The 23992-nt window shown below is 71.5% G+C and carries 26 protein-coding genes; 13 read left to right on the forward strand and 13 right to left on the reverse strand.

Annotation, left to right across the window (positions count from 1 at the left end):
• Positions 1–58: 58 nt before the first annotated feature.
• Positions 59–307, reverse strand: a complete 249-nt coding sequence (locus tag ACGF0J_RS12310) for a hypothetical protein (protein ID WP_393144834.1) — start codon at positions 305–307, stop codon at positions 59–61.
• A gap of 161 nt (positions 308–468) precedes the next feature.
• Here ACGF0J_RS12310 and ACGF0J_RS12315 point away from each other — a divergent pair, with 161 nt between their 5' ends.
• Positions 469–999, forward strand: coding sequence for a hypothetical protein (locus tag ACGF0J_RS12315; RefSeq protein ID WP_393144836.1), 531 nt, complete (start codon positions 469–471; stop codon positions 997–999).
• Between the two features lie 254 nt (positions 1000–1253).
• Here the strand turns inward: ACGF0J_RS12315 and ACGF0J_RS12320 are convergent, their stop codons facing one another.
• The 7 genes from ACGF0J_RS12320 to ACGF0J_RS12350 form a co-directional block, all read right to left on the reverse strand.
• On the reverse strand, positions 1254–1970 hold the full coding sequence (locus ACGF0J_RS12320) for a hypothetical protein (protein ID WP_393144838.1): 717 nt from the start codon (positions 1968–1970) through the stop codon (positions 1254–1256).
• Between the two features lie 181 nt (positions 1971–2151).
• A complete protein-coding gene (clpB, locus tag ACGF0J_RS12325; RefSeq protein ID WP_393144839.1) occupies positions 2152–4722 on the reverse strand; it encodes an ATP-dependent chaperone ClpB in 2571 nt (856 codons plus the stop codon).
• A gap of 5 nt (positions 4723–4727) precedes the next feature.
• Positions 4728–5078, reverse strand: coding sequence for a heat shock protein transcriptional repressor HspR (locus ACGF0J_RS12330; RefSeq protein WP_101786457.1), 351 nt, complete (start codon positions 5076–5078; stop codon positions 4728–4730).
• 3 nt (positions 5079–5081) lie between these two features.
• The gene (gene dnaJ, locus ACGF0J_RS12335) at positions 5082–6263 is read right to left on the reverse strand and encodes a molecular chaperone DnaJ (protein WP_393144841.1); all 1182 of its coding nucleotides are present in this window, start codon (positions 6261–6263) and stop codon (positions 5082–5084) included.
• 22 nt (positions 6264–6285) lie between these two features.
• Complete coding sequence (grpE, locus tag ACGF0J_RS12340; protein WP_393144843.1) at positions 6286–6918, reverse strand: nucleotide exchange factor GrpE; 633 nt, start codon at positions 6916–6918, stop codon at positions 6286–6288.
• A complete protein-coding gene (gene dnaK, locus ACGF0J_RS12345; RefSeq protein ID WP_393144845.1) occupies positions 6918–8786 on the reverse strand; it encodes a molecular chaperone DnaK in 1869 nt (622 codons plus the stop codon). The genes grpE and dnaK overlap by 1 nt, the downstream gene beginning before the upstream one ends.
• 155 nt (positions 8787–8941) lie before the next feature.
• Positions 8942–9436: a hypothetical protein gene (locus tag ACGF0J_RS12350; RefSeq protein ID WP_393144847.1), complete on the reverse strand. Its 495-nt coding sequence runs from the start codon at positions 9434–9436 to the stop codon at positions 8942–8944.
• A gap of 91 nt (positions 9437–9527) precedes the next feature.
• On the opposite strand from ACGF0J_RS12350, the gene ACGF0J_RS12355 reads away from it, so the two are divergent.
• The gene (locus tag ACGF0J_RS12355) at positions 9528–10418 is read left to right on the forward strand and encodes a proline dehydrogenase family protein (RefSeq protein ID WP_393144849.1); all 891 of its coding nucleotides are present in this window, start codon (positions 9528–9530) and stop codon (positions 10416–10418) included.
• Positions 10419–10439: 21 nt separating this feature from the next.
• Positions 10440–11234: a pyrroline-5-carboxylate reductase gene (proC, locus tag ACGF0J_RS12360; protein WP_393144851.1), complete on the forward strand. Its 795-nt coding sequence runs from the start codon at positions 10440–10442 to the stop codon at positions 11232–11234.
• Positions 11235–11335: 101 nt separating this feature from the next.
• Here the strand turns inward: proC and ACGF0J_RS12365 are convergent, their stop codons facing one another.
• From ACGF0J_RS12365 to ACGF0J_RS12380, 4 genes are all read right to left on the reverse strand, one after another.
• Positions 11336–12076: an ABC transporter permease subunit gene (locus ACGF0J_RS12365; protein ID WP_393144853.1), complete on the reverse strand. Its 741-nt coding sequence runs from the start codon at positions 12074–12076 to the stop codon at positions 11336–11338.
• The gene (locus ACGF0J_RS12370; protein ID WP_393144855.1) at positions 12073–12963 is read right to left on the reverse strand and encodes an ABC transporter ATP-binding protein; all 891 of its coding nucleotides are present in this window, start codon (positions 12961–12963) and stop codon (positions 12073–12075) included. Before ACGF0J_RS12370 ends, ACGF0J_RS12365 begins: the two co-directional genes overlap by 4 nt.
• Before the next feature lie 80 nt (positions 12964–13043).
• Entirely contained in the window at positions 13044–13703 is a 660-nt protein-coding gene (locus ACGF0J_RS12375) for a response regulator (protein ID WP_393144857.1), read from the reverse strand.
• On the reverse strand, positions 13700–14851 hold the full coding sequence (locus ACGF0J_RS12380) for a sensor histidine kinase (protein WP_393144859.1): 1152 nt from the start codon (positions 14849–14851) through the stop codon (positions 13700–13702). Before ACGF0J_RS12380 ends, ACGF0J_RS12375 begins: the two co-directional genes overlap by 4 nt.
• A gap of 118 nt (positions 14852–14969) precedes the next feature.
• Between ACGF0J_RS12380 and ACGF0J_RS12385 the strand changes: the two genes are divergently transcribed.
• The 10 genes from ACGF0J_RS12385 to ACGF0J_RS12430 all read left to right on the forward strand — a co-directional run bounded on the left by ACGF0J_RS12385 (position 14970) and on the right by ACGF0J_RS12430 (position 23110).
• Positions 14970–16133 (forward strand): acetoin utilization protein AcuC, encoded by a 1164-nt coding sequence (locus tag ACGF0J_RS12385; protein WP_393144861.1) that lies wholly within the window; start codon positions 14970–14972, stop codon positions 16131–16133.
• Between the two features lie 9 nt (positions 16134–16142).
• Positions 16143–16925, forward strand: coding sequence for a phosphatase (locus ACGF0J_RS12390; protein ID WP_393144863.1), 783 nt, complete (start codon positions 16143–16145; stop codon positions 16923–16925).
• Positions 16926–17237: 312 nt separating this feature from the next.
• Positions 17238–17441, forward strand: coding sequence for a helix-turn-helix domain-containing protein (locus tag ACGF0J_RS12395; RefSeq protein ID WP_026214222.1), 204 nt, complete (start codon positions 17238–17240; stop codon positions 17439–17441).
• Positions 17442–17626: 185 nt separating this feature from the next.
• Positions 17627–17725, forward strand: coding sequence for a 30S ribosomal protein bS22 (locus ACGF0J_RS12400; protein WP_018654693.1), 99 nt, complete (start codon positions 17627–17629; stop codon positions 17723–17725).
• 23 nt (positions 17726–17748) lie between these two features.
• Entirely contained in the window at positions 17749–18744 is a 996-nt protein-coding gene (locus tag ACGF0J_RS12405) for an NAD-dependent epimerase/dehydratase family protein (RefSeq protein WP_393144865.1), read from the forward strand.
• Positions 18745–18767: 23 nt separating this feature from the next.
• Complete coding sequence (locus tag ACGF0J_RS12410; protein WP_393144983.1) at positions 18768–19643, forward strand: lysophospholipid acyltransferase family protein; 876 nt, start codon at positions 18768–18770, stop codon at positions 19641–19643.
• A 109-nt stretch (positions 19644–19752) separates the two neighbouring features.
• Entirely contained in the window at positions 19753–20547 is a 795-nt protein-coding gene (locus tag ACGF0J_RS12415; RefSeq protein WP_393144867.1) for an SDR family NAD(P)-dependent oxidoreductase, read from the forward strand.
• A 69-nt stretch (positions 20548–20616) separates the two neighbouring features.
• Positions 20617–21198 (forward strand): RNA polymerase sigma factor, encoded by a 582-nt coding sequence (locus ACGF0J_RS12420; protein WP_393144869.1) that lies wholly within the window; start codon positions 20617–20619, stop codon positions 21196–21198.
• 2 nt (positions 21199–21200) lie between these two features.
• Positions 21201–22193 (forward strand): LCP family protein, encoded by a 993-nt coding sequence (locus tag ACGF0J_RS12425; protein ID WP_393144871.1) that lies wholly within the window; start codon positions 21201–21203, stop codon positions 22191–22193.
• 77 nt (positions 22194–22270) lie between these two features.
• On the forward strand, positions 22271–23110 hold the full coding sequence (locus ACGF0J_RS12430) for a hypothetical protein (protein ID WP_393144873.1): 840 nt from the start codon (positions 22271–22273) through the stop codon (positions 23108–23110).
• Between the two features lie 4 nt (positions 23111–23114).
• Here ACGF0J_RS12430 and ACGF0J_RS12435 read toward each other — a convergent pair whose 3' ends face one another.
• Positions 23115–23990: an HAD family hydrolase gene (locus tag ACGF0J_RS12435; protein WP_393144875.1), complete on the reverse strand. Its 876-nt coding sequence runs from the start codon at positions 23988–23990 to the stop codon at positions 23115–23117.
• Positions 23991–23992 lie beyond the last annotated feature (2 nt).

A 23992-nucleotide genomic window follows, 5' to 3' on the forward strand; every position in this document is an offset into this window, starting at 1 on the left:
CGGCGCTCCTGAGCGGCGCTCCTCGGCGGCCGTTCCGGCGGGCGGGCGCGGGGCGCGGCTAGCGGGGGGAGTGCCGCCTGTCGGCGACGGAGGCGGGGCCGCCCACACAGGGCGCGGGGAACGACACGGGCCGGGTGTCCTCGCGGACCATCCGCGCGGTCAGCCGCGCCTCGACCGCGCGCAGGTTGCGCTCGGCCGCCTCGACGGCCTCCAGCCTGGCCGACAGATAGCCGGACGCGCCCGGGATCACCGCGGAGAGCACGAGGGCGCATCCCAAGACGAAGGTCATCTGCTTGGACATGCCCATGACGGCCCCCTCGACTCGCGGCGCGCGACGGCAGTTATGCCCGGGGGCCGTGCCGACACGCCGATCGCCGCCATCCTTTGACCTGACGGTGGTGAAGTCGTGGCCGATCGGCGATGCGCATTGCCGGGGCAAACCGGCAAAGGGCTCGGTAGTCTCGCGGTGTGGCGCATGTGACCCGTGAGCACCTTGATCGCCTGCTTGAGCAGGCCCTGCTGGCCGACGACCACGGCTCCTTGGCCCAGCGGCTGTACGACGTCGCGCTGGGCTATTCCTCGGGCGACGTCTCCAGGGCGTCGATCCTGGTCCTGGCGGCCGAGGAGTGGCGAGCGGCGGGGCAGCCCGCGCGGGCGCTGGAGTGCTTCCAGCGCGCGGTGGAGGACGGTGGCGAGTCGATCGTCGACCCGCGTGCCGGAATCGCCGACACGCTGTTCGAGCTGGACCGGTCCGACGAGGCCAGGGAGGTCATCGAGACACTCAGAGCGGAGGGCGGCGTCACCACGGCGACCGCCCACACGATCGCCGAGACCCTCGTCGCCTACGGCGACCTGCACGCCGGACTCGAATGGGTGACGCAGGCCGTGCTGGCCAGCGACGAGGACGACCCCGAGCACGAGGCGCTGCTGCGCACCCGCTACCGCATCAGGGTCGATCTCGGGCTGCCGGAGGACGAGCTCGACGCGCTGGTGTCCTGAGCGCCGGCGCGACAGGGCCGCGACCGTGAGGGGCGCGGCCCGCTGCGGGCTGTCCCGGGCCGCCGATCGTGTGGTTCCGGTGCCCGGGACGGTCTGCCGCGTGGTTTCGGGTTGTCCCGATGGCCTGCCGAGGAGGGGACACTCTGCTTACCCAAGGCCTGCTTACCCGAGGCCTGCTTACCCGAGGCGTCTTGCCCGAGGCGTCTTGCCCGAGGCGTCTTGCCCGAGGCTCTTGCCCGGGAGGGCGGTCGCGGTCAGTCGAGGCCCAGGCCGGGCAGCACGCCGCCGGCCGGGTTCAGGGCCGGCGGCTGTGGCAGTCCCGGCACGCTCGGCAGGTCCGGGAGAGTCTCGCCCTTCTGGTGGGTCCTCGGGGCGGTCCGCTGACGGTCCGGGTCGACCGGACGGCGCGCGGACGCGGCCTCGCTCGTCGACGGCGCGCCGGCGGACGACATGCCGCTGGGCGCGACGGGCAGCACGGGCAGACCGGGCAGGTCGGGCGCCGGATTCACCGCGGGTACGCCGGGCAGGCCCCCGGGCGTGGGGACGGCCGGCCGCTCCGGCACGTGCGAGTCGACGGCCGGCCCTCCCTCGCCGCGCCCCTTGCCCTTCCCCTTGCCTTTCCCCACGCCCTTGCCGCCCTGCTCGCCCTTGCCGCCTTGCTCGCCTCTGCCACCTTCACGGCCCTCGCCGCCGTCCTCGTGGTCCCGGGCGGCGCTCCCCGCGATGGCGCCGTCCGTCGGAGCCGATCCGTCCAGGGCTCGGTCGTTCAGGCCCGTCAGGCCGAGGCGCTGGGCGGTCCGCGTGACGAGCCTGCCCAGCTCCTCGTCGTCGTCGAGCCGTCCCTCGCCGACGGCGCGGGTGAGCTCGTCGCAGGCCGACGCGGCGACGGAGTCGACGGACGCCGGCCGGCACGAGTCGGCGGTCACCGGGCCCACTCCCGGCCAGCTCACCCCCGCGGTCAGAGCGGCCACCGCAATGATGTTCCGAGATGACACTTCACGTCCCCCTGATCGTGCTTCGGCGATCCGATGAAGCGCCAAGCTAGTCAGGAGGGCGACGGGCGGACGGCTGCTTGCCCGAAGGCTGGGGCAGTCCTTACCGACAATCGGAAGCCCGGTGGCCGAAAGGCCGCCGGGCTTCCATCGCCGGGCGTCAGGCGCGCTGGATGGTCAGCTCGTCGTCACCGAGATCGACCTTGACCTGGTCACCGTCGACGACCTCGCCGGACAGCACCGCCTTGGCCAGCTTGTCGCCGATCGCCGACTGCACCAGCCGGCGCAGCGGGCGGGCGCCGTACAGCGGGTCGTAACCCGTCAGCGCCAGCCACTCGCGGGCCGCCGGGGTGACCTCCAGGGTCAGCCTGCGGTCGGCCAGCCGCCGGGCGAGCCGATCGACCTGCAGGTCGACGATCCGCGTCAGCTCCTCCGAGCCGAGCGCGTCGAACAGGATCACGTCGTCGAGCCGGTTGAGGAACTCGGGCTTGAACGAGCCCCGGACCGCGCTCATGACGGCCTCGCGCTTGGCGTCGTTCTCCAGCGTCGGATCGACCAGGAACTGCGAGCCGATGTTGGAGGTGAGGATCAGGATCGTGTTGCGGAAGTCGACCGTGCGGCCCTGGCCGTCGGTCAGCCGCCCGTCGTCGAGCACCTGCAGCAGGATGTCGAAGACCTCGGGATGCGCCTTCTCCACCTCGTCCAGCAGCACCACCGTGTAGGGCCGGCGCCGCACGGCCTCGGTGAGCTGGCCGCCCTCCTCGTAGCCGACGTAGCCGGGAGGCGCGCCGACCAGCCGGGCGACGCTGTGCTTCTCGGAGTACTCGCTCATGTCGATGCGGGTCATCGCCCGCTCGTCGTCGAACAGGAACTCCGCCAGCGCCTTGGCCAGCTCGGTCTTGCCGACACCGGTGGGCCCGAGGAACATGAACGAGCCCGTCGGCCGGTCGGGGTCGGCGATGCCGGCCCGGCTGCGCCGTACGGCGTCGGACACGGCCTGTACGGCCTGCCGCTGCCCGATGAGCCGCCGCCCCAGCTCGTCCTCCATGCGCAGCAGCTTGGCCGTCTCTGCCTCCATCAGGCGGCCGGCCGGGATGCCGGTCCAGGACGAGATGACCTCGGCGATGTCGTCGGGGCCGACCTCCTCCTTGACCATGGCGTCCTCGGGCTGGGCGGCCTCGGACGCCTCCAGCAGGGCCTGCTCCAGCCGGGGCACCTCGGCGTACATGAGCCGCGACGCCGCCTCGAAGTCGCCGTCGCGCTGGGCCCGCTCGGCCGCGCCGCGCGCCTCGTCGAGCTGCTTCTTCAGCTCGCCGACCTTGTTCAGCCCGGCCTTCTCGCGCTCCCAGCGGCCGACGAGGGCGTTGAGCTCCTCCTGGCGGTCGGCCAGCTCCTTGCGGAGCCGTTCGAGCCGCTGGACGGAGGCCTCGTCGGTCTCCTTGGACAGCGCCAGCTCCTCCATCTTCATCCGGTCGACGTTGCGCTGGAGCTGGTCGATCTCCACGGGACGGGAGTCGATCTCCATACGCAGCCGGGAGGCGGCCTCGTCGACCAGGTCAATGGCCTTGTCCGGGAGGAACCTGCTGGTGATGTAGCGGTCGGACAGCGCGGCGGCGGCGACGAGCGCGCTGTCGGCGATCTGCACCTGGTGGTGGGCCTCGTAGCGGCCCTTGAGCCCGCGCAGGATCGCGATCGTGTCCTCGACGGTCGGCTCGCCCACGTACACCTGCTGGAAGCGCCGCTCCAGCGCCGGGTCCTTCTCGATGCGCTCGCGGTACTCGTCGAGCGTCGTGGCGCCGATCATGCGCAGCTCGCCGCGGGCCAGCATGGGCTTGAGCATGTTGCCCGCGTCCATCGCGCCCTCGGCGGCCCCGGCGCCGACGACCGTGTGCAGCTCGTCGATGAAGGTGACGATCTGCCCGTTGCTCTCCTTGATCTCGGACAGGACGGCCTTCAGCCGCTCCTCGAACTCGCCGCGGTATTTCGCGCCGGCCACCATCGCGCCCAGGTCGAGTGAGATGAGCCGCTTGCCCCGCAGCGACTCGGGCACGTCACCGGCCACGATCCGCTGGGCCAGGCCCTCGACCACGGCGGTCTTGCCGACGCCGGGCTCGCCGATCAGCACCGGGTTGTTCTTGGTGCGCCTGGACAGGACCTGCACGACCCGGCGGATCTCGGAGTCGCGGCCGATGACCGGGTCGAGCCGGCCGCCGCGGGCCCGCTCGGTGAGGTCGACGCCGTACTTCTCCAGCGCCTGGTAGGTGTCCTCGGGCGTCTCGCTGGTGACGCGGGCGTGGCCGCGCACCTTCTCGAACGCGTCCAGCAGTGCCTGCGGCGTCGCCCCCTGCGCCTTGAGCAGCTCGGCCACCTGGCCGCCGTCGGTGGCCAGGCCCACGAGCAGATGCTCGGTGGAGACGTACTCGTCCTCCAGGCGCTTGGCGCGCTGGGCGGCGGTGTTGATGACGGTCAGGAGCTGTCGCGAGCTCGACGGCGCGCTGACGGTCGAGCCCTGCGCCTTGGGCAGGGCGGCGAGCAGCTCCTCCGCCCTGGCGCGCAGCGCCTTCCAGTCGCCGCCCACGGCCTCCAGCAGCGGGACGGCGGTGCCGCCCGTCTGGCTGAGCAGCGTCGTCAGCAGGTGCGCCGGCGCGATCTCCGGGTGGCCTTCGGCGGCGGCGCGCCGCATGGCCCCGGAGAGCGCTTCCTGGCTCTTCTGAGTGAGCTTGTAGTCCATCTGTTCTAGGCCCCCGGTGGCAGCTCGTAGCGGATCAGCGCCTTGACCATCTGCATCTCGGCGCGCAGCCGGTGAACCTCCTCACGCAGCCGCAGAGCTTCGTTCTCCAGCTCCAGGATCCGCTTGATGCCGGCGAGGTTGATGCCTTCCTCCTGGGACAGGCGCTGCACCTCGCGCAGCTGGACGATGTCACGTGTCGAATAGAGACGGCCGCGCCCGGCCGTGCGACCCGGGCACACCAGCCCCAGCCGGTCGTACTGCCGCAGCGTCTGCGGATGCAGGCCCGAAAGCTGGGCGGCCACCGAGATCACATAGACGGGAGTGTCGTCGGACAGGTCGAAATAGTTGGCGTCCATCGGCTACTCGCTTCTGGCTCTCTGAATGAGATCAGCCCGCGGGTCGTCGCCCGCGGCAGCGGTGGCGAACTCCGTCAGGAGGTCGCGTGACTTGTCGTCGAGCGTCTTGGGCACCAGCACCTCGATGGTGGCGAGCAGGTCGCCCTTGGTGCCGTCCTTGCGGGTGGCGCCGCGGCCGCGCACCCGGAAGGTGCGGCCGTTGGGCGTGCCCGCGGGGATGCGCAGGGTGACCGGCATGCCCTTCAGGGTCGGCACCTTGATCTCGGCGCCGAGCGCGGCCTCCGAGAACGTCACCGGCACGGTGATCGTCAGGTGGTCGCCGCTCCGACCGAACACCGCGTGCGGTTTGACGTGGGTCTGGATGTAGAGGTCACCCGCGGGCCCGCCGTTCTCGCCCGGCGCGCCCTTGCCCTTGAGCTTGACCCGCTGGCCGTCGGCCACCCCCGCGGGGATGCGCGCCTGGATGGTGCGCGTGCTCTTGGCCCGGCCGCTGCCCTCGCACACCTGGCAGGGGTCGTCCACGAGCAGACCGCGGCCCTTGCAGTCGCGGCAGGGCTCGGAGAAGGCGAAGTTGCCGAGGTTGCGGCTGGCCGCTCCGGTGCCCTCGCAGGTCGGACAGACCCGTGGGGTCGTGCCCGCCTTGGCTCCCGTGCCGCTGCACGCCGTACAGGCGGCCGAGCTGGTCAGCCGGAGCGACACCGTGGTGCCCTCGGCCGCCTCGGTGAACGTGAGCGTGACCTCCGACTCGACGTCCTGGCCGCGGCGTGGCCTGGTGGTCCTGGTCGTGGTGCGGGTCGTGCCGCCCCCACGGTTGAACAGCCCGCCGAACAGGTCGCCGAGACGGTCGCCGGCCCCGGCGCCGCCCGGCTGGCCGGCCGTGCCGCCGAACAGGTCGCCGAAGTCGAACGGGAACCCGCCACCGCCGGGACGCTGGCCGCCCATCCCCGACCCGAACAGCGTGCGCGCCTCGTCGTACTCCTTGCGGCGCTTGCCGTCGGACAGGACGTCGTAGGCTTCGGAGACCTCCTTGAACTTGGTCTCCTTGGCCGTGTCGCCCTGGTTGGTGTCGGGGTGGTACTGCCTGGCCAGCTTCCGGTAGGCCTTCTTGATCTCGTCGGCGGTGGCGGTCTTGGGCACACCAAGGACGGCGTAGTAATCCTTCTCCAGGTAGTCCTTGGTGCTCATCTATGGCCCTTCGTCCTCTTGGTCAGTTGTCGTCGTCTGCGGACGCCGGGGGGGCGTCGTCGGGCTCGGCCACGGCCACCCGAGCCGGGCGCAGCACCCGGTCACCCATGCGATAACCGAGCTGCAGCACCTCGACCGCGGTCGGCTCCGTCACGTCCGGCGAGTAGCTGTGCATCAGCGCCTCGTGGACGGTCGGGTCGAAGGGCTCGCCCTTCTGCCCGAACGGGCTGAGGCCCAGCTTGGTGACCGCCGCCTCCAGCGACTCCGCCACCTTCGCGAAGCCGCCGGTGAGCTCGCCGTGGTCGCGGGCCCTGCCGATGTCGTCGAGCACCGGCAGCAGCTCCGTCAGCGCGCCGGCGACGGCCTGCTCGCGCATCGCGACGCGGTCACGCTCGACCCGCCTGCGGTAGTTGGTGTATTCGGCCTGGAGACGCTGCAGGTCGGCGGTCCGCTCGGCGAGCTGGGCCTGCAGCTCGGCGTCCTCGCCGGTCGTGCCGGCCCCGGCCCCGGCGGCCGCGCCGTCGGCCGGCGCCTCGGCGGGCTGCTCGGGCTTGCCGTCCGAGCTGACCCGGGCCCGGCCCGTCTCGGGGTCGATCTTGCGGTTGTCGCGGATCACCGGCTCGCTGTGCTCGTGTCCGTTGTCACGCGGCGGCATCACTTGTCCTTCTTCGGCTCGTCGTCCACGATCTCGGCCTCGACGACGTCGTCGTCGGCCTTCGCCTGGGCGCCCTCACCGGGCGCGGCGTCCTGCGGGGCGCCCTCGCCGGGGGACTGCTGGCTCTGGGCGTAGATCGCCGAGCCCATCTTCTGGCTGACCGTGGCGAGCTTCTCGGCGGAGGTGCGGATCGCGTCGGTGTCCGTGCCCTCCAGTGCCTTCTTCAGCTCGGCCAGCGCGTCGTTGACCTCGGTCTTGATCTCGCCGGGGACCTTGTCGTCGTTCTCGCGGAGGAACTTCTCCGTCTGGTAGGCGAGCCCGTCGGCGTTGTTGCGGACCTCGGCCTCCTCGCGGCGCTTCTTGTCCTCCTCGGCGTAGGACTCGGCCTCGCGCATCATGCGCTCGATGTCGTCCTTCGGCAGCGCGGAGCCGCCGGTGATCGTCATCGTCTGCTCCTTGCCCGTGCCCAGGTCCTTGGCGGAGACGTTGACGATGCCGTTGGCGTCGATGTCGAAGGTGACCTCGATCTGCGGGATGCCGCGCGGCGCCGGGGCGATGCCGGTCAGCTCGAACGTGGCGAGCTTCTTGTTGTAGGAGGCGATCTCGCGCTCGCCCTGGAAGACCTGGATCTGCACCGACGGCTGGTTGTCCTCGGCCGTGGTGAAGACCTCCGAGCGCTTCGTCGGGATTGTCGTGTTGCGCTCGATGATCTTGGTGAAGATGCCGCCCTTGGTCTCGATGCCCAGCGACAGCGGGGTCACGTCGAGCAGCAGGACGTCCTTGACCTCGCCCTTGAGCACGCCGGCCTGCAGGGCGGCGCCGATGGCGACGACCTCGTCGGGGTTGACGCCCTTGTTGGGCTCCTTGCCGCCGGTCAGCTCCTTGACCAGCTCGGACACGGCGGGCATGCGGGTCGAGCCGCCGACGAGCACCACGTGGGCGATGTCGGCGACCTTGATGCCGGCGTCCTTGATGACCTGGTGGAACGGGCCCTTGGTCCGCTCGAGCAGGTCGGCGGTGAGCCGCTGGAACTCGGCGCGGGTCAGCTTCTCGTCGAGGTGCAGCGGGCCCTCGGCCGAGGCCGTGATGTAGGGCAGGTTGATCGTCGTCTCGGACTGGCTGGACAGCTCGATCTTGGCCTTCTCGGCCGCCTCGCGCAGGCGCTGGAGGGCCATCTTGTCCTTGGCCAGGTCGACGCCGTGGGCGTTCTTGAACCTGTTGACCAGCTCGTCCACGACGCGCTGGTCCCAGTCGTCGCCGCCGAGGTGGTTGTCGCCGGACGTGGCCTTGACCTCGACGAAGCCGTGACCGTCCTCCTGGCCGACGTCGAGCAGGGACACGTCGAAGGTGCCGCCGCCGAGGTCGAAGACCAGGATGGTCTGGTCCTCCTCCTTGTCGAGGCCGTAGGCCAGGGCGGCCGCGGTCGGCTCGTTGATGATGCGCAGCACGTTGAGGCCCGCGATGGTGCCGGCCTCCTTGGTGGCCTGGCGCTGGGCGTCGTTGAAGTAGGCCGGGACGGTGATCACGGCGTCGGTGATCTTCTCGCCCAGGTAGGCCTCGGCGTCCTGCTTGAGCTTCTGCAGGACGAAGGCGCTGATCTGCTGCGGAGAGAACTTCTTGCCGTCGATCTCCTTGGACCAGGTGGTGCCTATCTCCCGCTTGACCGAGCGGATCGTGCGGTCCACGTTGGTGACGGCCTGCCGCTTGGCGACCTCACCGACGAGGACCTCGCCGTTCTTCGCGAAGGCGACCACGGACGGCGTGGTCCGCGAGCCCTGCGCGTTGGCGATGACGGTGGGCTCACCGCCCTCGAGGATCGAGACGACGGAGTTGGTCGTCCCCAGGTCGATACCTACCGCACGTGCCATGAGTACGTCCTTGTAGTCAAAGTTGAGTCGGTCAGACTCAAGGTACGAATGACGGGTGTCTTTGTCAAACGTCTTGAGCCTACTCGACTCAACCCCAAGGACGGCCTGCGCATTCCCTCATGTTCGCCGTCGGCGTGCTCGAATCGCCGTGGGTGTCAGCTCTTGGCGCCGTCCACGATCCGGCGCTTGCCGAGCGGGGCCTTGAGCTTGACCGTGGTCGTCTTCTCGATGGCGATCATGATGCAGGAGACGTTCTTCGCCTTGGGCGAGGTGCCCTCGTACAGGGTGATCGTGACGCGCTTGCGCGTCTCCGTGACCTTGACCCGGTCGAGCACGGTGCACGGCGCGACGCCCGACATCCAGACGAGCTGCACCTTGCGGCCCTTGGCGACGGGCTTGGCCTTCGTCCAGCGCACCTTGCGGACGTCGATCGCGTCGCCCGTCGGCTTGACCGGCTCCGGTCCCTTGGCCGGCCCGCCGGTGGGCGGCGTTGAGGACGCGGTGCCGGTGGACGCGGTGCCGGTGGACACCGCGGTGGCGGAGACCGGCGTGCTGGAGGAGGGGACGGTGGACGAGGCGGCACGCCCGTCGGGCGTCTCCGTGCCGCAACTCGCCGCGAGCAGACATCCGGCCAGAAGAGTCGCTGTCATCGTTCGCATACCCCTACGACGGACCGCGCCGCCGAGCGGTTCACGACCGGATGCGGCGGGCCCGACCGGACGCGAGGACTAGGGTGGTTACGTGCTTCGTCAGGTCCTGCTAGCCGCCTCCAGGAGCGAGCGCGTCGAGCGCCTCGTGTCCACCTCTCCGCTGACCAGGGACGTGGTCAGGCGCTACGTCGCCCAGGACGTGGGCGCGGTCGTCTCCGAGCTGACCCGCGACGGGCTGCTCGTCACCGCCGACCACCTGGGCGAGGAGGTGACCGACCGGGCGCAGGCCGAGGGCGAGGTGCGCGCCTACCTCGCGCTGCTCGGCCGCCTGCCCGAGGGGTCCGACGTGTCGGTCAAGCTGACCGCCCTGGGCCTGCGGCTGTCGGAGCAGCTCGCGCTCGACAACGCCGCCACCATCTGCGAGCACGCGGCCCTGCGCGGCATCACGCTCACCCTCGACGCCGAGGAGCACGACACGATCGCCGGGCTGCACTCGGTGCACGCCACGCTGCGCAAGGAGCACCCCTCCGTCGGCGTCGTCGTCCAGGCCTACCTGCCCGAGGCGGAGGAGCGCTGCGCCCGGCTCGCGGCCGCCGAGGGGGCACGGGTGCGGCTGTGCAAGGGCGCCTACACGGCGCCCGGCGCCTACACCTCGCCGGCCGACATCGACCGGTCGTTCGTGCGCTGCCTCAGGGTGCTCATGGCCGGCTCCGGCCACCCCATGGTCGCCACGCACGACCCCCGGCTGGTCGAGATCGCCTCGGCGCTGGCGGTGCTGCACGGGCGCGACTTCTCGGCGTACGAGCATCAGATGCTCTACGGCATCAGGCCCGCCGAGCAGCGGCGGCTGGCCAGGCTGGGCGCGCAGGTGCGGGTCTACGTGCCCTACGGCGACGACTGGTACCCCTACCTCATGCGCCGGCTGGCCGAGCGCCCCCACAACCTCGCCTTCTTCCTCCGCTCGCTGCTGAGCAGGAGTTAGCGAGCCGATAGGCTGCTTGGCGTGATTGCGATTCTGGGCACGGGCAAGATGGGCGAGGCCCTGCTGTCCGGGCTGCTGCGGGCGGGCTTCAAGCCGGCCGACATCGTGGCCACCTCCCGCCGGCCGGAGCGCGCGCAGGCGCTGCGCGAGACCTACGGCGTGCGCACGATGTCCAACCCGGAGGCCGCCAAGGCCGCCGAGACGCTGATCCTCGCCGTCAAGCCGCAGGACATGGCGTCGCTGCTGGGCGAGATCGCCCCGCACGTGCCCGCCGGCCGCCTGGTGATCAGCGCGGCGGCCGGCATCACCACCGCGTTCGTCGAGCAGCGCCTCGGCGTCGAGGTGCCCGTGGTCAGGGTCATGTCCAACACGCCCATCCGTTTCGACGAGGCGATGAGCGTCATCTCGGCCGGCGCCCACGCCGGCGAGGAGCACCTGCGGCACACCGAAGACCTGCTCAAGCCCGTCGGCAAGGTGCTGCGCATCCCCGAGTCGCAGCAGGACGCCGCGACCGCGCTGTCCGGCAGCGGGCCCGCCTACTTCTTCTACCTGGTCGAGGCCATGGTCGACGCGGGCATCCTGCTCGGCATGCCGCGGGCGGCCGCGCTCGACATGGTGACCCAGTCGATCGTGGGCGCGGCCGTGATGCTGCGCGACTCGGGCGAGCACCCGGTGATCCTGCGCGAGGCCGTGACCTCGCCCGGCGGCACCACGATCGCGGCGATCGCCGAGCTCGAACGGCACAGCGTGCGCGCCGCCTTCCTGGCCGCGATCGAGGCCGCCCGCGACCGCGGCCGCCAGCTCGCCTCCGGCTGACCCTCCGGCCTACCTCGCGCTCCGGCCGACCCTCCGGCTGATCCCGGGTTCCGGCCGACCCCGGAAGTGGACCCGGGTCATCGCACCGGGGCAACGGCGCATCACGCGTCACGGCGACGCAGCAGGACCGCGGCGGGGATCAGCACGATCGCGATCCAGGCGAGGTAGACGCCGAAGCCGCTCCACGGGCCGAGCTGGTTGGCCTCGGAGGGGAAGGCCACCTCCATGCCGGCGTTCGAGGTGAAGTGGTCGCGCACGAGCTGCCCCCACCGGCCGGGCAGCCCGTTGGTGAGCGGGGGCAGCACGAGGATCAGGGCGACGGCCGAGACGATCGCGCCCGGCGTGTGCCGGATGAGGGCGCCCAGCGCCAGCCCGAACAGGCCGCACGCCGTCAGGTAGAGCCCGGTCCCGGCGACCGCCTGGACGGTGCCCGGGTCGCCGAGCGTCGCGCCGTCGAGGATGGCCTGCCCGATCAGGAAGCTGGCGAGCGCGGCGGCCATGCTCACGGTCAGCGCCACCGCCGTGAACACGATGATCTTTCCGGCCAGCAGCTTGAGGCGTCGCGGCACGGCCATGAGCGTCGTGCGGATGGCTCCCGTCCGGTACTCGCCGGAGATCACGAGCACGCCGAGCGCGGCCGTGCCCATCGAGGCGAGCATGATGCCGCTGAGGCTGATCCGCGTCGCGGAGACGGGATCGACCGGGCCGTCCTCGGAGGCGGCCACCGAGCCCGACAGCAGCGCGCCGAGGCCCACCATGAGCAGTGCGGTGATGGCCAGCGTCCACACGGTCGAGCGGACGGAGCGGATCTTGGTCCATTCGGACCTGAGGATGTCGATCACGACGAGAACTCCAGACTGTCCTTGGTGAGCTCCATGTAGGCCGCTTCGAGCGAGGGCTGGACGAAGGTCAGCTCCTCCAGCGGCAGCCCCGCCCGCGCGGCGAGCGTGCCGATCTCCAGCGGGGTCATCGCGGTCACGCGCAGGTGGTCGGGGTGCGGCTCGCCGACCCTGACCAGCTCGGCCACCTCGGCCAGCCGGGGCGAGCGCACCCGTACGTACCCCTGGGAGCTGCGCCCGATGAACTCCCGCACACTCGTGTCGGCGATCAGCCGGCCCTTGCCGATCACCACCAGGTGGTCGGCCGTCTGCGCCATCTCGCTCATCAGGTGGCTGGAGACGAAGACCGCCCGGCCCTCGGCCGCGAGGTCGCGCATGAACGTGCGGATCCACAGGATGCCGTCGGGGTCCAACCCGTTGACCGGCTCGTCGAAGATGAGGATCTCCGGGTCGCCGAGCAGGGCGGCGGCGATGCCGAGCCGCTGCGACATGCCCAGCGAGAACCCGCCGATCCGCCGTCCGGCCACCTCGCGCAGGCCGACGGTGTCCAGCACCTCCTCGACCCGGTGCGACGGGATGGCGTTGCTCTGCGCGATGGCCAGCAGGTGGTTGCGCGCGCTGCGCCCGCCGTGCACCGCCTTGGCGTCCAGCAGCGCGCCGATCTTGCGCAGGGGGTGGCTCAGCTCCTGGTACGGCTTGCCGTCCACCAGCGCCGCGCCGCCCGAGGGCCGGTCCAGCCCGAGGATCATCCGCATGGTCGTGGACTTGCCCGCGCCGTTGGGCCCGAGGAAACCGGTCACCCGGCCGGGCTCGACGTCGAAGGACAGGTCCGCCACGGCCACGGTCCCGCCGTAACGCTTGGTGAGGTTCGTCGCCCGTATCGAGGTCATGTGTCCAGCGTGGCGGCGTGGACGGGCGACTTCTTCCTGCCGGGGAACCGTTCTGTCCCGGGGGTGGTGGGAGCGCGGTCCTACGCTCCAGGGGTGACGAGCCCGGCCTCGTAGGCGGCGATCACGGCCTGGGCCCGGTCCCTGACGGCCAGCTTGGCGAACAGGCTCGTGACGTGGTTCTTCACCGTGGAGGGGGAGACGCCCAGGTCGGCGGCGATCTCGCCGTTGGACCGGCCGCGCGCGATCAGCACGAGGACCTCGCGCTCCCGCTCGGTCAGGCCGCTCAGCTCCAGGCTGGCGCCCGGCCGCCGGGGGTTCTCGGCCCGGACGAACGTGCCGATGAGGCGGGTCAGCAGGCGGGGCGCCACGGCCGACTCGCCCCGGTGCACCACCCGCACGCCCTCGACCAGTTCCTCGGGGGAGACGTCCTTGGGCAGGAACCCGTCGGCGCCGGCCCGCAGCGCGGCCACCACGTTCTCGTCCAGGTCGAAGGTGCTCAGCGCCAGCACCCGCACGCCGGGCAGCTCGGTGGTGATCCGCTCGGTGGCGCGGACCCCGTCCACGCCGGGCATGTGCAGGTCCATCAGCACCACGTCGGGCCGGAGCCGCCTGCACCGCTCGACCGCCTCGGCCCCGTCGGCGGCCTCGCCGACCACGCGCAGGTCCGGCTGCGCGTCCAGCATCAGCCGGAAGCCCATGCGCACCAGCGCGTGGTCGTCGACCAGCAGGACCGCGATCATGTCTGCTCCAGGGGGATGCGGGCGCGCACCCGGAAGCCGCCTGCCGGGCGCGGGCCGGTCTGCAGTTCGCCGCCGCACAGTGCCACGCGCTCGGCCATGCCGCCGAGCCCGAACCCGGGCGACGCGGCCGGCTGTCTGTCGGCGTGCCCGGGGACGCCGTCGTCCACCACCTCCACCTCCACGGCCTCTGGCCGGTAGGTGAGGATGACGTCGGCGCGGGCTCCGGCGGCGTGTTTGCGGGTGTTGGTCAGGGCCTCCTGCACGATGCGGTAGACCGCGTGGTCCACGGCCGTGGGCAGGGGTGCGGCCTCGCCCCGGACGGCCAGGGTGGTGGGCAGGCCGGCGGTCCTGGCCTCCTCGACCAGCGCGGGGAGGCGGGCGGCGCCGACGCCGGTGGCGGCGCCGTCGCCCTCGCCGCCGTCGGCCCGCAGCACGTCGAGGAGCTGGCGCATCTCGGTCAGCGCCTGCCGGGCGGTGCCCTCCGCGCTGGACAGCGCCTCACGGGTGACGTCGTGTCCTGGTGGGAGGGTGGCGCGGGCGCCGCCGACGAGCGCGTTGATCACGCTGAGGTGGTGGGCCACGACGTCGTGCAGTTCGCGGGCGATCCGCCGGCGTTCGGCGCGGACAGCCTCCTCGGCCGCCTCGCGGCGGCCCCGCTCCCGCAGTTCGGCGCGGACGCGGACGAACTGGCCGAGGCCCATGAAGACCAGGAACGAGAACGTGGTGGCCAGCCAGGCGGGCGGTGCGCCCGCCCGCAGGGCGAGCGGGAGCAGCGCCGCGTTGTAGGCGACCGACGCGGCCACCGCGACGACCACGGCCGTCCGGCCCGTGGAGTAGCGGCCGAGGCTGTAGAGGGCGATCAGGATGGGCAGGTTGTTGCCCCGGGTCACGCCGGTGAGCAGGCCGAGGAGGTCCAGGACGGTGACGGCGGCGACGACGGCGACCGGGTGGGCGCGGCGGACGAGGAGGGGGAGGACCGACACGGTGAGGTGCGCGGCGCCGGCGGCGAGCTCCGGGTTCCCCTGTGCCAGCGCGGTGGCGGCGGCCAGGAGTCCGCCGGTGACGAGCAGGACGACGAGCGTGGTGTCGAGGACGCGGGGGCGGCGGACGAAACGCCATGCGGCCTCGGCACGACGTTCCCAGCGCATGATCAGACCATACGTGGAAAAGGGGAGACATCTCGCTTTGATCACCGGCGTCACCAGGGGGACGGGGCCCTGTGACGCTGCGGTAACGTCGGCCCCAGGGCGAGGGACGGGAGTGCGTATGAGTCGGACAGCACGGGTCATCTGGGACGACGCTCTCACCTCATACAATTTCGGCCCGAGCCATCCGCTCGCCCCCGTCCGCGTCGAGCTGACGATGGCGCTCGCCCGCGAGCTGGGCGTGCTCGACAAGGTGGAGCTGGCCGGCTGCGTCCCCGCCACCGACGACGAGCTCGCCATGGTGCACGACCGCGGCTACATCGAGGCGGTCCGGCGCTGCTCCGCCGCCGGCGCGCCCGACCTGTCCGCCGGGCTCGGCACTTCCGACAACCCCTCCTTCAAGGGCGTCCACGAGGCCTCCGCGCTCATCGCCGGCGCCTCGCTCGCCGCCGCCCGCGCGGTCTGGGAGGGCACGGCCGAGCACGCGGTCAACGTGGCCGGCGGACTGCACCACGCGATGGCGTCGACGGCCAGCGGCTTCTGCGTCTACAACGATCCCGCCCTGGCCATCGCCTGGCTGCTGCGCCAGGGCGCCCGCCGGGTGGCGTACGTGGACGTGGACGTGCACCACGGCGACGGCGTGCAGGCGCTGTTCTACGACGATCCGAGGGTGCTGACGATCAGCCTGCACGAGAGCCCGCGCACGCTGTTCCCGGGCACCGGCTATCCCGAGGAGACCGGCGCCGGGGGCACGGCCGTCAACGTGGCCCTCCCGGCGGGCACCGGCGACTCCGGCTGGCTGCGGGCCTTCGAGGCGGTGGTGCCGCCGCTGCTGCGCGAGTTCGCGCCGGAGATCCTGGTGACGCAGCACGGCTGCGACAGCCACGCGCTCGACCCGCTCGCCAACCTGATGCTCAGTCTCGACGGCCAGCGCGCCGCCTACGTGGCGCTGCACCGCCTGGCCCACGAGACGGCCGGCGGCCGGTGGATCGCGACGGGCGGGGGAGGCTACGAGCTGGTGCAGGTGGTGCCGCGGGCCTGGACGCACCTGATCGCCGAGGTGGCGGGGCATCCGCTCGACCCGGCGACGCCCACCGGCCAGGGCTGGCGCCGGCTCGTGCAGGAGCGTACGGGGGAGGTCGCGCCGCTCACCATGACCGACGGACGTACACCGGAATTTCAGGACTTGTCTGGTGGTTATGACCCAGCAGACCCGATCGACCGTGCGATCATGGCGACCCGCAAAGCGGTCTTCCCCCTGCACGGCCTCGACCCGATCCCCTAGCGAGGAACCGTGCTGAGTCGTGACGCACTCCGCGAGCACCTGATCCACACCCGCATCGCCGGCGATGTCGCGACCTCACGAGAGAACAACCTCGACCACTACAGCTCCCTGGCCAACGGCGACCCCTACTACGCGCTGGGCCTGACGTTCGAGCAGCCGTGGTCCTTCCGCGACATCCTGGAGCTGATGGCCAAGTCGGCGGGCGTCGTGGCCGACCCGCGGCACCGCTCCGGCCAGGACACCATCGACCCCGAGCGGACGATCGCCGCCCTCGACGCCATGGCCGGCCGCATCGCCGCCGCGCTGTCACGCGAGCGGCCCCGGCTGCTGTTCGCCACCGGTCACCCCACGGGCCTGCTGGCCGTCCACCTGCCGCTCGCCAGGTTGGCCGCCGAGCACGGGGCCACGCTGCTGACGCCCGCCGAGGGCTGGTCCTACACCGGGTCCGGGTTCGGCCGCCTGCGCCGCGTCCGCTACCTCTACGAGGTGGCGATGCTCGACGACCGGGGCGGCTTCGTGCACACCCACGACGCGGCCCCGATGGAGCGGATGCTGGAGGAACTGGGCGACGAGCCGCCGGACCTGGTCGTCGCCGACCACGGCTGGGCCGGAGCCGCGGGTGAGGCCGGGGTGCCGACGGTGGCCTTCGCCGACTCCAACGACCCGGGGCTCTTCCTCGGCGAGGCCGAGGGCAAGATCGACGTGGTGGTGCCCCTCGACGACAACGTGCTGCCGCGCTATTACGCGCCGCTGACCGAGTGGCTCGTCACTGGAGTCTCACGAGCCCTCTGAGTCGAAAACGGTCAGCTCGATACGGTCTTTTCGCGCCTGCATTCCAAGAGGCTCGCTGTCCCTTTGCCAACTTTTGACACGTCCTGGGCGACTCTTATGTGTGACAAGTTGGACAGGTCCAACGATCAGGCGAGGTGCTCGGCAAGCTGCTGACCAGGCATTTTACTGGTCTGGCTGACACGCGGCTCCGGCGGCTGAGAAACTGGGGGGTTTGCCGACTCGGAGTCCCGTCTTACGCTGACGGCAGTACACGTGCGTGAGCAATGGCACCAGTGGGGATAACCCGGAAACCACGTGCGGAAGAGGCGTCCGATGGGTGCAGGCGAAAGACCTCTCAGCGAGGTGAAGTTCCTGACTGTGGCAGAAGTCGCCACGGTCATGCGGGTGTCCAAGATGACCGTGTACCGGCTGGTGCACTCCGGCGAGCTCCCGGCCATCAGGGTCGGCAGGTCGTTCCGGGTGCCCGAGCAGGCGGTCCACGACTATCTCCGGGAGGCCTACATCGAGGCAGGATGACGCAGGAGTAGCGGTGTGACGCGCAGGTGAGGCCACACCGCGAATGGCCGACGCGGGCGTAGCCCGGCCGGCGCAACGCGGCCGGGCCACCCCCTTGGGGCGATCTACCGTGGATCGCCGGTAGTCTGTGACCCGGTGTGCGCTCGCACATCGGTTCAGCCTTGCTATCACCACCTGGGGGTCCCGTGGGCTCTGTGATCAAGAAGCGCCGCAAGCGGATGGCCAAGAAGAAGCACCGCAAGCTGCTCAAGAAGACGCGCATCCAGCGGCGTAACAAGAAGTAACCAGACGCAGCTGCGAGGCGCTGATGACCCACACCGTGCTCGTCACCGGGGTCTCGCGCCATATCGGCGCCCGGGTGGCGAGCGTTCTCGCGGCCGACCCGGACATCAGTCGTGTGATCGGTGTCGACACCGTGCCGCCGCCCTCGCTGACGCGAGAGGGCGGCGTCTCCCTCGGGCGGACCGAGTTCGTCCGCGTTGACCTGCGCAGCCCCGACATCGCGCGGGTGATCGCGGACGCCGACATCGACACCGTCGTGCACATGAGCCTGGTCAGCGCTCCGTCGCGGAACGCCGGGCGGGCGCTGATGAAGGAGCACAACGTCATCGGCGCCATGCAACTGCTCGGCGCCTGCCAGCGTTCGGCCACCGTCCGGCGGGTCGTGGTGCGCTCCACCACCGCGGTCTACGGCTCGTCCCCCAAGGACCCGGCGGTGTTCACCGAGGACCTGGAGCCGCACGACGGCCCCGTCCACGGCTACGCCAAGGACGCGGCCGAGGTCGAGGCCTACGTGCGCGGGTTCGCGCGCCGCCGCCCCGACGTCACCGTGACGGTGCTGCGCTTCGCCAACTTCATGGGGCCGGGCGTCGACTCGCCGCTGACCCGCTACTTCACCCAGCCGGTGCTGCCGACCGTGTTCGGCTTCGACCCGCGGCTGCAGTTCGTCCACGAGGACGACGCGGTCGAGGTGCTGCGCCGGACGGCGACCGAAGACCACCCCGGCACGTTCAACGTGGCCGGGGCAGGCGTGCTGCTGCTGTCGCAGTGCGTGCGGCGGGCCGGCCGGCTGTCGCTGCCGCTGCCCTCGCCGGCCTTCCGGATGCTGGGCAACACCGTGCGGCAGATGGGCCTGGTCGACTACTCGCCCGAGCAGTTGCGGCTGATGAGCTACGGCCGGGCGGTCGACCCCAGCAGGCTGGAGGCCGAGCTGGGCTGGCGGCCCAAGTTCACCACCGGCGCGGCGTTCGACGACTATCTGCGATCGCGGCAGCTCCGTCCGCTGGGAGGTGCCCGACGGTGAGCGTCCCCGACCACGAGGCGCGGGTGATCCCGATCACCGACGCGCCGTCCTACGACGAGCCCGCACCCGACCCGCTGGCCGAGGCGCTGGCGTTCCTGCGCAGGCGCGTCACCGGCGAGTACGAGGTCGACGAGTTCGGCTACGACCCCGAGCTCACCGACAAGGTCATGCTGGAGCTGCTCAGACCGCTCTACCACCACTGGTTCCGGGTCGAGACCGTCGAGCTCAAGAACGTGCCGCACGACAGCGGCGCGCTCGTCGTGGCCAACCATTCCGGCACGCTGCCGCTCGACGCCCTCATGCTGCAGGTGGCGCTGCACGACGAGGCCGACCGGGCGCTGCGGCTGCTCGGCGCCGACCTGGTCTACCAGCTTCCCGTGCTCGGCCACCTGGCACGCAAGACCGGCCACACGCTGGCCTGCCCCGAGGACGCCGACCGGCTGCTGCGCAAGGGCGAGCTGGTCGGGGTGTTCCCCGAGGGCTTCAAGGGCGTCGGCAAGCCGTTCTCCGAGCGCTACAAGCTGCAGCGGTTCGGCCGCGGCGGCTTCGTGGCCTCCGCCATCAGGGCCGGCGTGCCCATCGTGCCCACCGCGATCGTCGGCGCCGAGGAGATCTACCCCAAGATCGGCGACCTGCCGTCGCTGGCAAGGCTGCTCGGCCTGCCCTACCTGCCGATCACGCCGTTCTTCCCGCTGCTCGGGCCGCTCGGCCTGGTGCCGCTGCCGTCCAAGTGGATGATCGAGTTCGGCGAGCCGGTGCACACCGACGCCTACGACCCGTCCGACGCCGACGACCCGATGCTGGTGTTCGAGCTCACCGACCACGTGCGTGAGCTGGTCCAGCAGATGCTCCACGAACTACGGCTGCGGCGCGGCCACGCCTTCCCGCCGTTCCTCTGACCCTCGTCCTCTGACCCGCGCCTCGGACCTGTGTCCGCTGATGCGCGCAACCGGAAGGGGCCGGCCGGTGTTCCTCACCGCGTAAGTGACACCCGGCAGAAGGAACACCATGGATCTGCAGCTTTCCGGCCGCGTCGCCGTCGTCACCGGCGCCTCCAAGGGCATCGGGCTGGCAGTCGCCCGCACCCTGTTCGAGGAGGGCGCGCACGTCGTGGCCACCTCCCGGACGCGCACGGCCGACCTGCCCGACAAGGTGGTCCACGTGGCCGCCGACCTGATGGACCCGCAGGCGCCGGCCCGGATCGTGGCCCGCGCGGTCGAGGAGTTCGGCGGCGTGGACATCCTCGTCAACAACGCGGGCGGCCCGCCGCCCGGCGTCACCCTCCCCCGCGTCGGCTTCATGGCCCCCGACGACGCCGACTGGCGGGAGATGTTCGAGTTCAACCTCTTCTCGGCGCTCCGCATGGTGCGCGCCGCCGTACCGGCGATGCTGGAGCGCGGCGGCGGCGCGATCGTCAACGTCTCGTCGGGCTCGGCCCGCCAGCCGTCGGCGATGAACGTCGACTACGGCGCCGCCAAGGCGGCGCTCAACCACGTGAGCAAGGCCCTGTCGGAGGAGTACGGCCCGCAGGGCATCCGGGTGAACACCGTCTCGCCCGGGCCCGTGCTCACCGACTGGTGGACCAAGGACGGCGGCGCGGCCGACGTCATCGCCGGCATGGCGGGCGCCGACCGTGACAGCGTCATCGCGACCCTGGCACCCGAGATGATGAAGCTGTCCACCGGCCGCCTGGTCCACCCCCAGGAGATCGCCGACGCCGTCGCCCAGCTCGTCTCCCCGCGTTCCGGCAGCACGATCGGGACAGAACTGGCGGTCGACGGGGGTTTCCTGAAGGAGCTGTAGCCCTCGGTGAACCCATGAGGCGGGTTGTGGCGATACATCCCTGACCGACTTCCCCACAGAAGGGCGGAGATGATCACACAACCCGCCACCCGGGGTGCGGACGCCGACCTCGTGCGAGCCTCCTGGACCCAGCCGGAGGCGTTCGCCGAGCTGTTCGACCGCTACTCCGCCATGCTCTACCGGTACGTCTCCAAACGACTCGGCCCCGAGCCGGCCGAGGACCTCGTCGGAGAGACGTTCCTGGTGGCCTTCTCCCGCCGCCGCAGCTACGACCTGTCCTACACCGACGCGCGGCCGTGGCTGTTCGGCATCCTCACCAAGCTCATGTCCCGGCACCACCGCTCCGAGGCGGCCCGATACCGCGCGCTGCTGCGGGCCCCTGCCGACAACCACGTGGACTCCCCGGCCGACCGGGTGGCCAGCGGGGTGAGCGCGCAGGCCGTCCGCCCGGAGCTGGTCGGCGCGCTGGCGGCGCTGCCCGCCAAGGACCGCGACGTGCTGTTACTGGTCGCCTGGGGCGACCTCAGCTACGTGGAGGTCGCCCGGGCGCTCGGCATACCCGTCGGCACCGTGCGCTCCCGCCTCAACAGGGGTAGGCGGAAGGTCCGCGCGGCACTCGGTGACACCAACCCGCTGCTGGAGGAGGCGTGACGATGAACGACCTGAAGCTGCTGCGCGACCTCGGCGCGAAGCTGGAGCATGAGCCTCCGGCGACGCTGGCCCGCCAGCGCAACCGCCTGCTCACCGAGCGGCGCCCCCGCCGCCGCAGGATCGGCTGGCTCGTGACGGCCCTCGCGGCGGCGGCCACCGCGGTCGCCGTGGCCGTGCCCACCGTGGTGCTGAGCGGTCACGAGACCGTGCCGCCCCCCGTCGGGGCCCGGCCGCCGAAGGTGACCGGGGCGATGAACATCCTGCTGGTCGGCACGGACAGCCAGGCGGGCACCCCACGGTCCCGCAAGGGCGCCCGTTCGGACACCATCCTGCTCGTGCACCTGCCCGCCGACCGGAAGCAGATCACCACGATCTCCGTCCCGAGGGACTCCATGGTCCAGATCCCTCGGTGCGGCTCCGAGCCGCCCCGCCGCGACATGATCAACTCGGCGTTCGACAAGGGCGGGCTCAGCTGCACCGTCAAGACCCTTGAGACACTCACCGACGTGCGGATCGACCACATGATGGAGCTCGACTTCGCCGCCTTCAAGGAGGTGGTCGACGCCCTGGGCGGCGTGGAGGTCGTGATCAGAGAGCCGATCGACGATCCGAAGTCCAAGCTGAAGCTCCCCGCGGGCAAGAACCTGCTCGACGGGGAGCAGGCGCTCGGATACATGCGGCTGCGCAACCACGGCGACGGCTCGGACGTTCAGCGGATCAAGCGCCAGATGATTCTCCTGATGGCGATGCTGAGGAAGGGCCAGTCGATGCTGGACGAGCCGGCCAAGCTACGCGAATTCCTCGCAGCCGCCACCAAGTCGGTCAAGACGGACCCGGACTTCGACCTGGAGACGATGGCCGCCCTCGCCATGACCATGGACCGGACCGCGGGATACGCGTCGCACACGGTGCCCTGGAAGCCCGATCCGCGCGACCCGAACAGGGTCGTCTGGAAGCAGCCCGAAGCCGGCGAGCTGTTCGAAAGCCTCCGATAGGTCGCAAGCGGATTGACGGGGGATCTTGGATGCACCAGATTGTTCGCGTCAATCCCCCTCGTTCCCAGGGAAACCTCATGAAGCGAACCATCGTGGGTGTCGCCGTGGCCGTGGGCGTCGCGCAGCTCACGGCCGTGCCCGCGCACGCGGCGCCCAAGCTCGACCCGGTCAACGCGCTCAGGGCCGAGTCGGTCCGCGGCAAGGCCGTCAACTTCCGGTCCACGGCCAAGGTGACGTATGCCCGCGGCCTGTCCGCCACCTCCGACGTGGAGGGCACCATCGGCTTCGGCCCGCGGGGCGCCGCCGCGTCGGACGTGACCCACAGCCTGCGCTACAGCGCCGACATGCTCCGCCGGATGCGCAAGCAGCGGCCGGCGGAGACCGACGCCCTGCAGGCGGGGCCCATCGAGGTGATCTCCACGCGCGGCGTGAGCTACGTCGCCGGCCCGCTGGTCGGCCAGGCCCTGCTGTCCAGCGACGCCGACTGGGTGCGCTACCGGCGGGCGGACCTGCCGCCGAGCAACCTGCTGCTCGACGTCCTGGACCCCGCCACGCTCAGGACACTGCTGCGGCACCGCACCTCCGTGCGCGACCGGACGGTCAGCGGCTCCATCAAGGCCGCCGAACTGGCCACGGTGTCCAAGTCCTTCGCCACGCGCTTCGGCACCCGCTTCAAGAGCGGCCGCCACGGCACGGTCTCCTACGCCCTCCGGCTGAACCCCGCCGGCCTGGTCGAGCGGGCGACCGCCAAGGCCGTCCTCCCGTACGCCGACGCGACCGTCGCGGTGGAGTCGGACACCCGCTTCTCGGCGTGGGGCCGCGAGGCCACCGTGCACCTGCCGCTGGAAGGAGACGCGGTCGACAGGGAGCAGGTCGTGGACGCCGTGCCCGCCCGCATCCCCGGCTTCTGGTACTAGCCGGTCAGCGCGGGCCGCGGTAGTGCTTGCGCAGGGCGATGCCCGCCGCGACGCCGCCCGCCACCGCGCCCACCCCGGCCGCGATCGGCAGCGCGGTCAGCGTCGCCTTCCGGCCGGTGCGGAAGTCCTTGATCGGCCAGTCGTGCTTCCTGGCGTGCTCGCGCAACTCGGTGTCGGGGTTGATGGCGATCGCCCGGCCGACCAGCGACAGCATGGGCAGGTCGTTGGCCGAGTCGCTGTAGGCGGTGCACCGGGTCAGGTCGAGGCCCTCGCGGCGGGCCAGCGCCCGCACCGCCTCGGCCTTGGCCGGCCCGTGCAACAGGTCGCCGACCAGCCGCCCGGTGTAGACGCCGTCGGTGCTCTCGGCCACCGTGCCGAGCGCGCCGGTCAGGCCGAGACGCTGGGCGATCACCCTGGCCAGCTCGACGGGCGTGGCCGTGACCAGCCAGACCCGCTGGCCGGCGTCCAGGTGGCTCTGCGCGAGCGCGCGGGTGCCGCCCCAGATGCGATCGGCCATCACCTCGTCGTAGATCTCCTCGCCGAGCCGTACGACGTCGTCGACCTTGGCGCCCGCCACGAACGCGAGCGCCGTCTCGCGGGCCACCGCGATGTGCTCGGGGTTCTCGTTGCCGCGCAGCCGGAAGACCGCCTGCCCGACCGCGAACTTGAACAGGTCGGAGGTGGTGAACATGCCCCGCGTGGCCAGCCCGCGCGCGAAGTGGTAGATCGACGCGCCGCGCATCATCGTGTTGTCGACGTCGAAGAAGGCCGCCGCCTGGAGGTCGGGTTCGGCGGGGGGAGTCGTCACGGCCGCCGCGGCCGCGGCCTCGCCGGCGATCTCCGCCTCGATCTCGTCGCGTCGTCGGATTAGCCGCCACATGG

It is taken from the genome of Nonomuraea sp. NPDC047897 (genome assembly GCF_043204415.1).
Classification (GTDB): domain Bacteria; phylum Actinomycetota; class Actinomycetes; order Streptosporangiales; family Streptosporangiaceae; genus Nonomuraea.

Excerpts from the sequence above, each read along its gene's own strand:
- ACGF0J_RS12310 (WP_393144834.1), bottom strand. The coding sequence starts at position 307 with ATGGGCATGTCCAAGCAGATGACCTTCGTCTTGGGATGCGCCCTCGTG.
- clpB (WP_393144839.1), bottom strand. The coding sequence starts at position 4,722 with ATGGACTACAAGCTCACTCAGAAGAGCCAGGAAGCGCTCTCCGGGGCC.
- ACGF0J_RS12330 (WP_101786457.1), bottom strand. The coding sequence starts at position 5,078 with ATGGACGCCAACTATTTCGACCTGTCCGACGACACTCCCGTCTATGTG.
- dnaJ (WP_393144841.1), bottom strand. The coding sequence starts at position 6,263 with ATGAGCACCAAGGACTACCTGGAGAAGGATTACTACGCCGTCCTTGGT.
- grpE (WP_393144843.1), bottom strand. The coding sequence starts at position 6,918 with ATGCCGCCGCGTGACAACGGACACGAGCACAGCGAGCCGGTGATCCGC.
- dnaK (WP_393144845.1), bottom strand. The coding sequence starts at position 8,786 with ATGGCACGTGCGGTAGGTATCGACCTGGGGACGACCAACTCCGTCGTC.
- ACGF0J_RS12350 (WP_393144847.1), bottom strand. The coding sequence starts at position 9,436 with ATGACAGCGACTCTTCTGGCCGGATGTCTGCTCGCGGCGAGTTGCGGC.
- ACGF0J_RS12370 (WP_393144855.1), bottom strand. The coding sequence starts at position 12,963 with ATGACCTCGATACGGGCGACGAACCTCACCAAGCGTTACGGCGGGACC.
- ACGF0J_RS12375 (WP_393144857.1), bottom strand. The coding sequence starts at position 13,703 with ATGATCGCGGTCCTGCTGGTCGACGACCACGCGCTGGTGCGCATGGGC.
- ACGF0J_RS12380 (WP_393144859.1), bottom strand. The coding sequence starts at position 14,851 with ATGCGCTGGGAACGTCGTGCCGAGGCCGCATGGCGTTTCGTCCGCCGC.
- ACGF0J_RS12385 (WP_393144861.1), top strand. The coding sequence starts at position 14,970 with ATGAGTCGGACAGCACGGGTCATCTGGGACGACGCTCTCACCTCATAC.
- ACGF0J_RS12395 (WP_026214222.1), top strand. The coding sequence starts at position 17,238 with ATGGGTGCAGGCGAAAGACCTCTCAGCGAGGTGAAGTTCCTGACTGTG.
- ACGF0J_RS12405 (WP_393144865.1), top strand. The coding sequence starts at position 17,749 with ATGACCCACACCGTGCTCGTCACCGGGGTCTCGCGCCATATCGGCGCC.
- ACGF0J_RS12415 (WP_393144867.1), top strand. The coding sequence starts at position 19,753 with ATGGATCTGCAGCTTTCCGGCCGCGTCGCCGTCGTCACCGGCGCCTCC.
- ACGF0J_RS12420 (WP_393144869.1), top strand. The coding sequence starts at position 20,617 with ATGATCACACAACCCGCCACCCGGGGTGCGGACGCCGACCTCGTGCGA.
- ACGF0J_RS12425 (WP_393144871.1), top strand. The coding sequence starts at position 21,201 with ATGAACGACCTGAAGCTGCTGCGCGACCTCGGCGCGAAGCTGGAGCAT.
- ACGF0J_RS12430 (WP_393144873.1), top strand. The coding sequence starts at position 22,271 with ATGAAGCGAACCATCGTGGGTGTCGCCGTGGCCGTGGGCGTCGCGCAG.
- ACGF0J_RS12435 (WP_393144875.1), bottom strand. The coding sequence starts at position 23,990 with ATGTGGCGGCTAATCCGACGACGCGACGAGATCGAGGCGGAGATCGCC.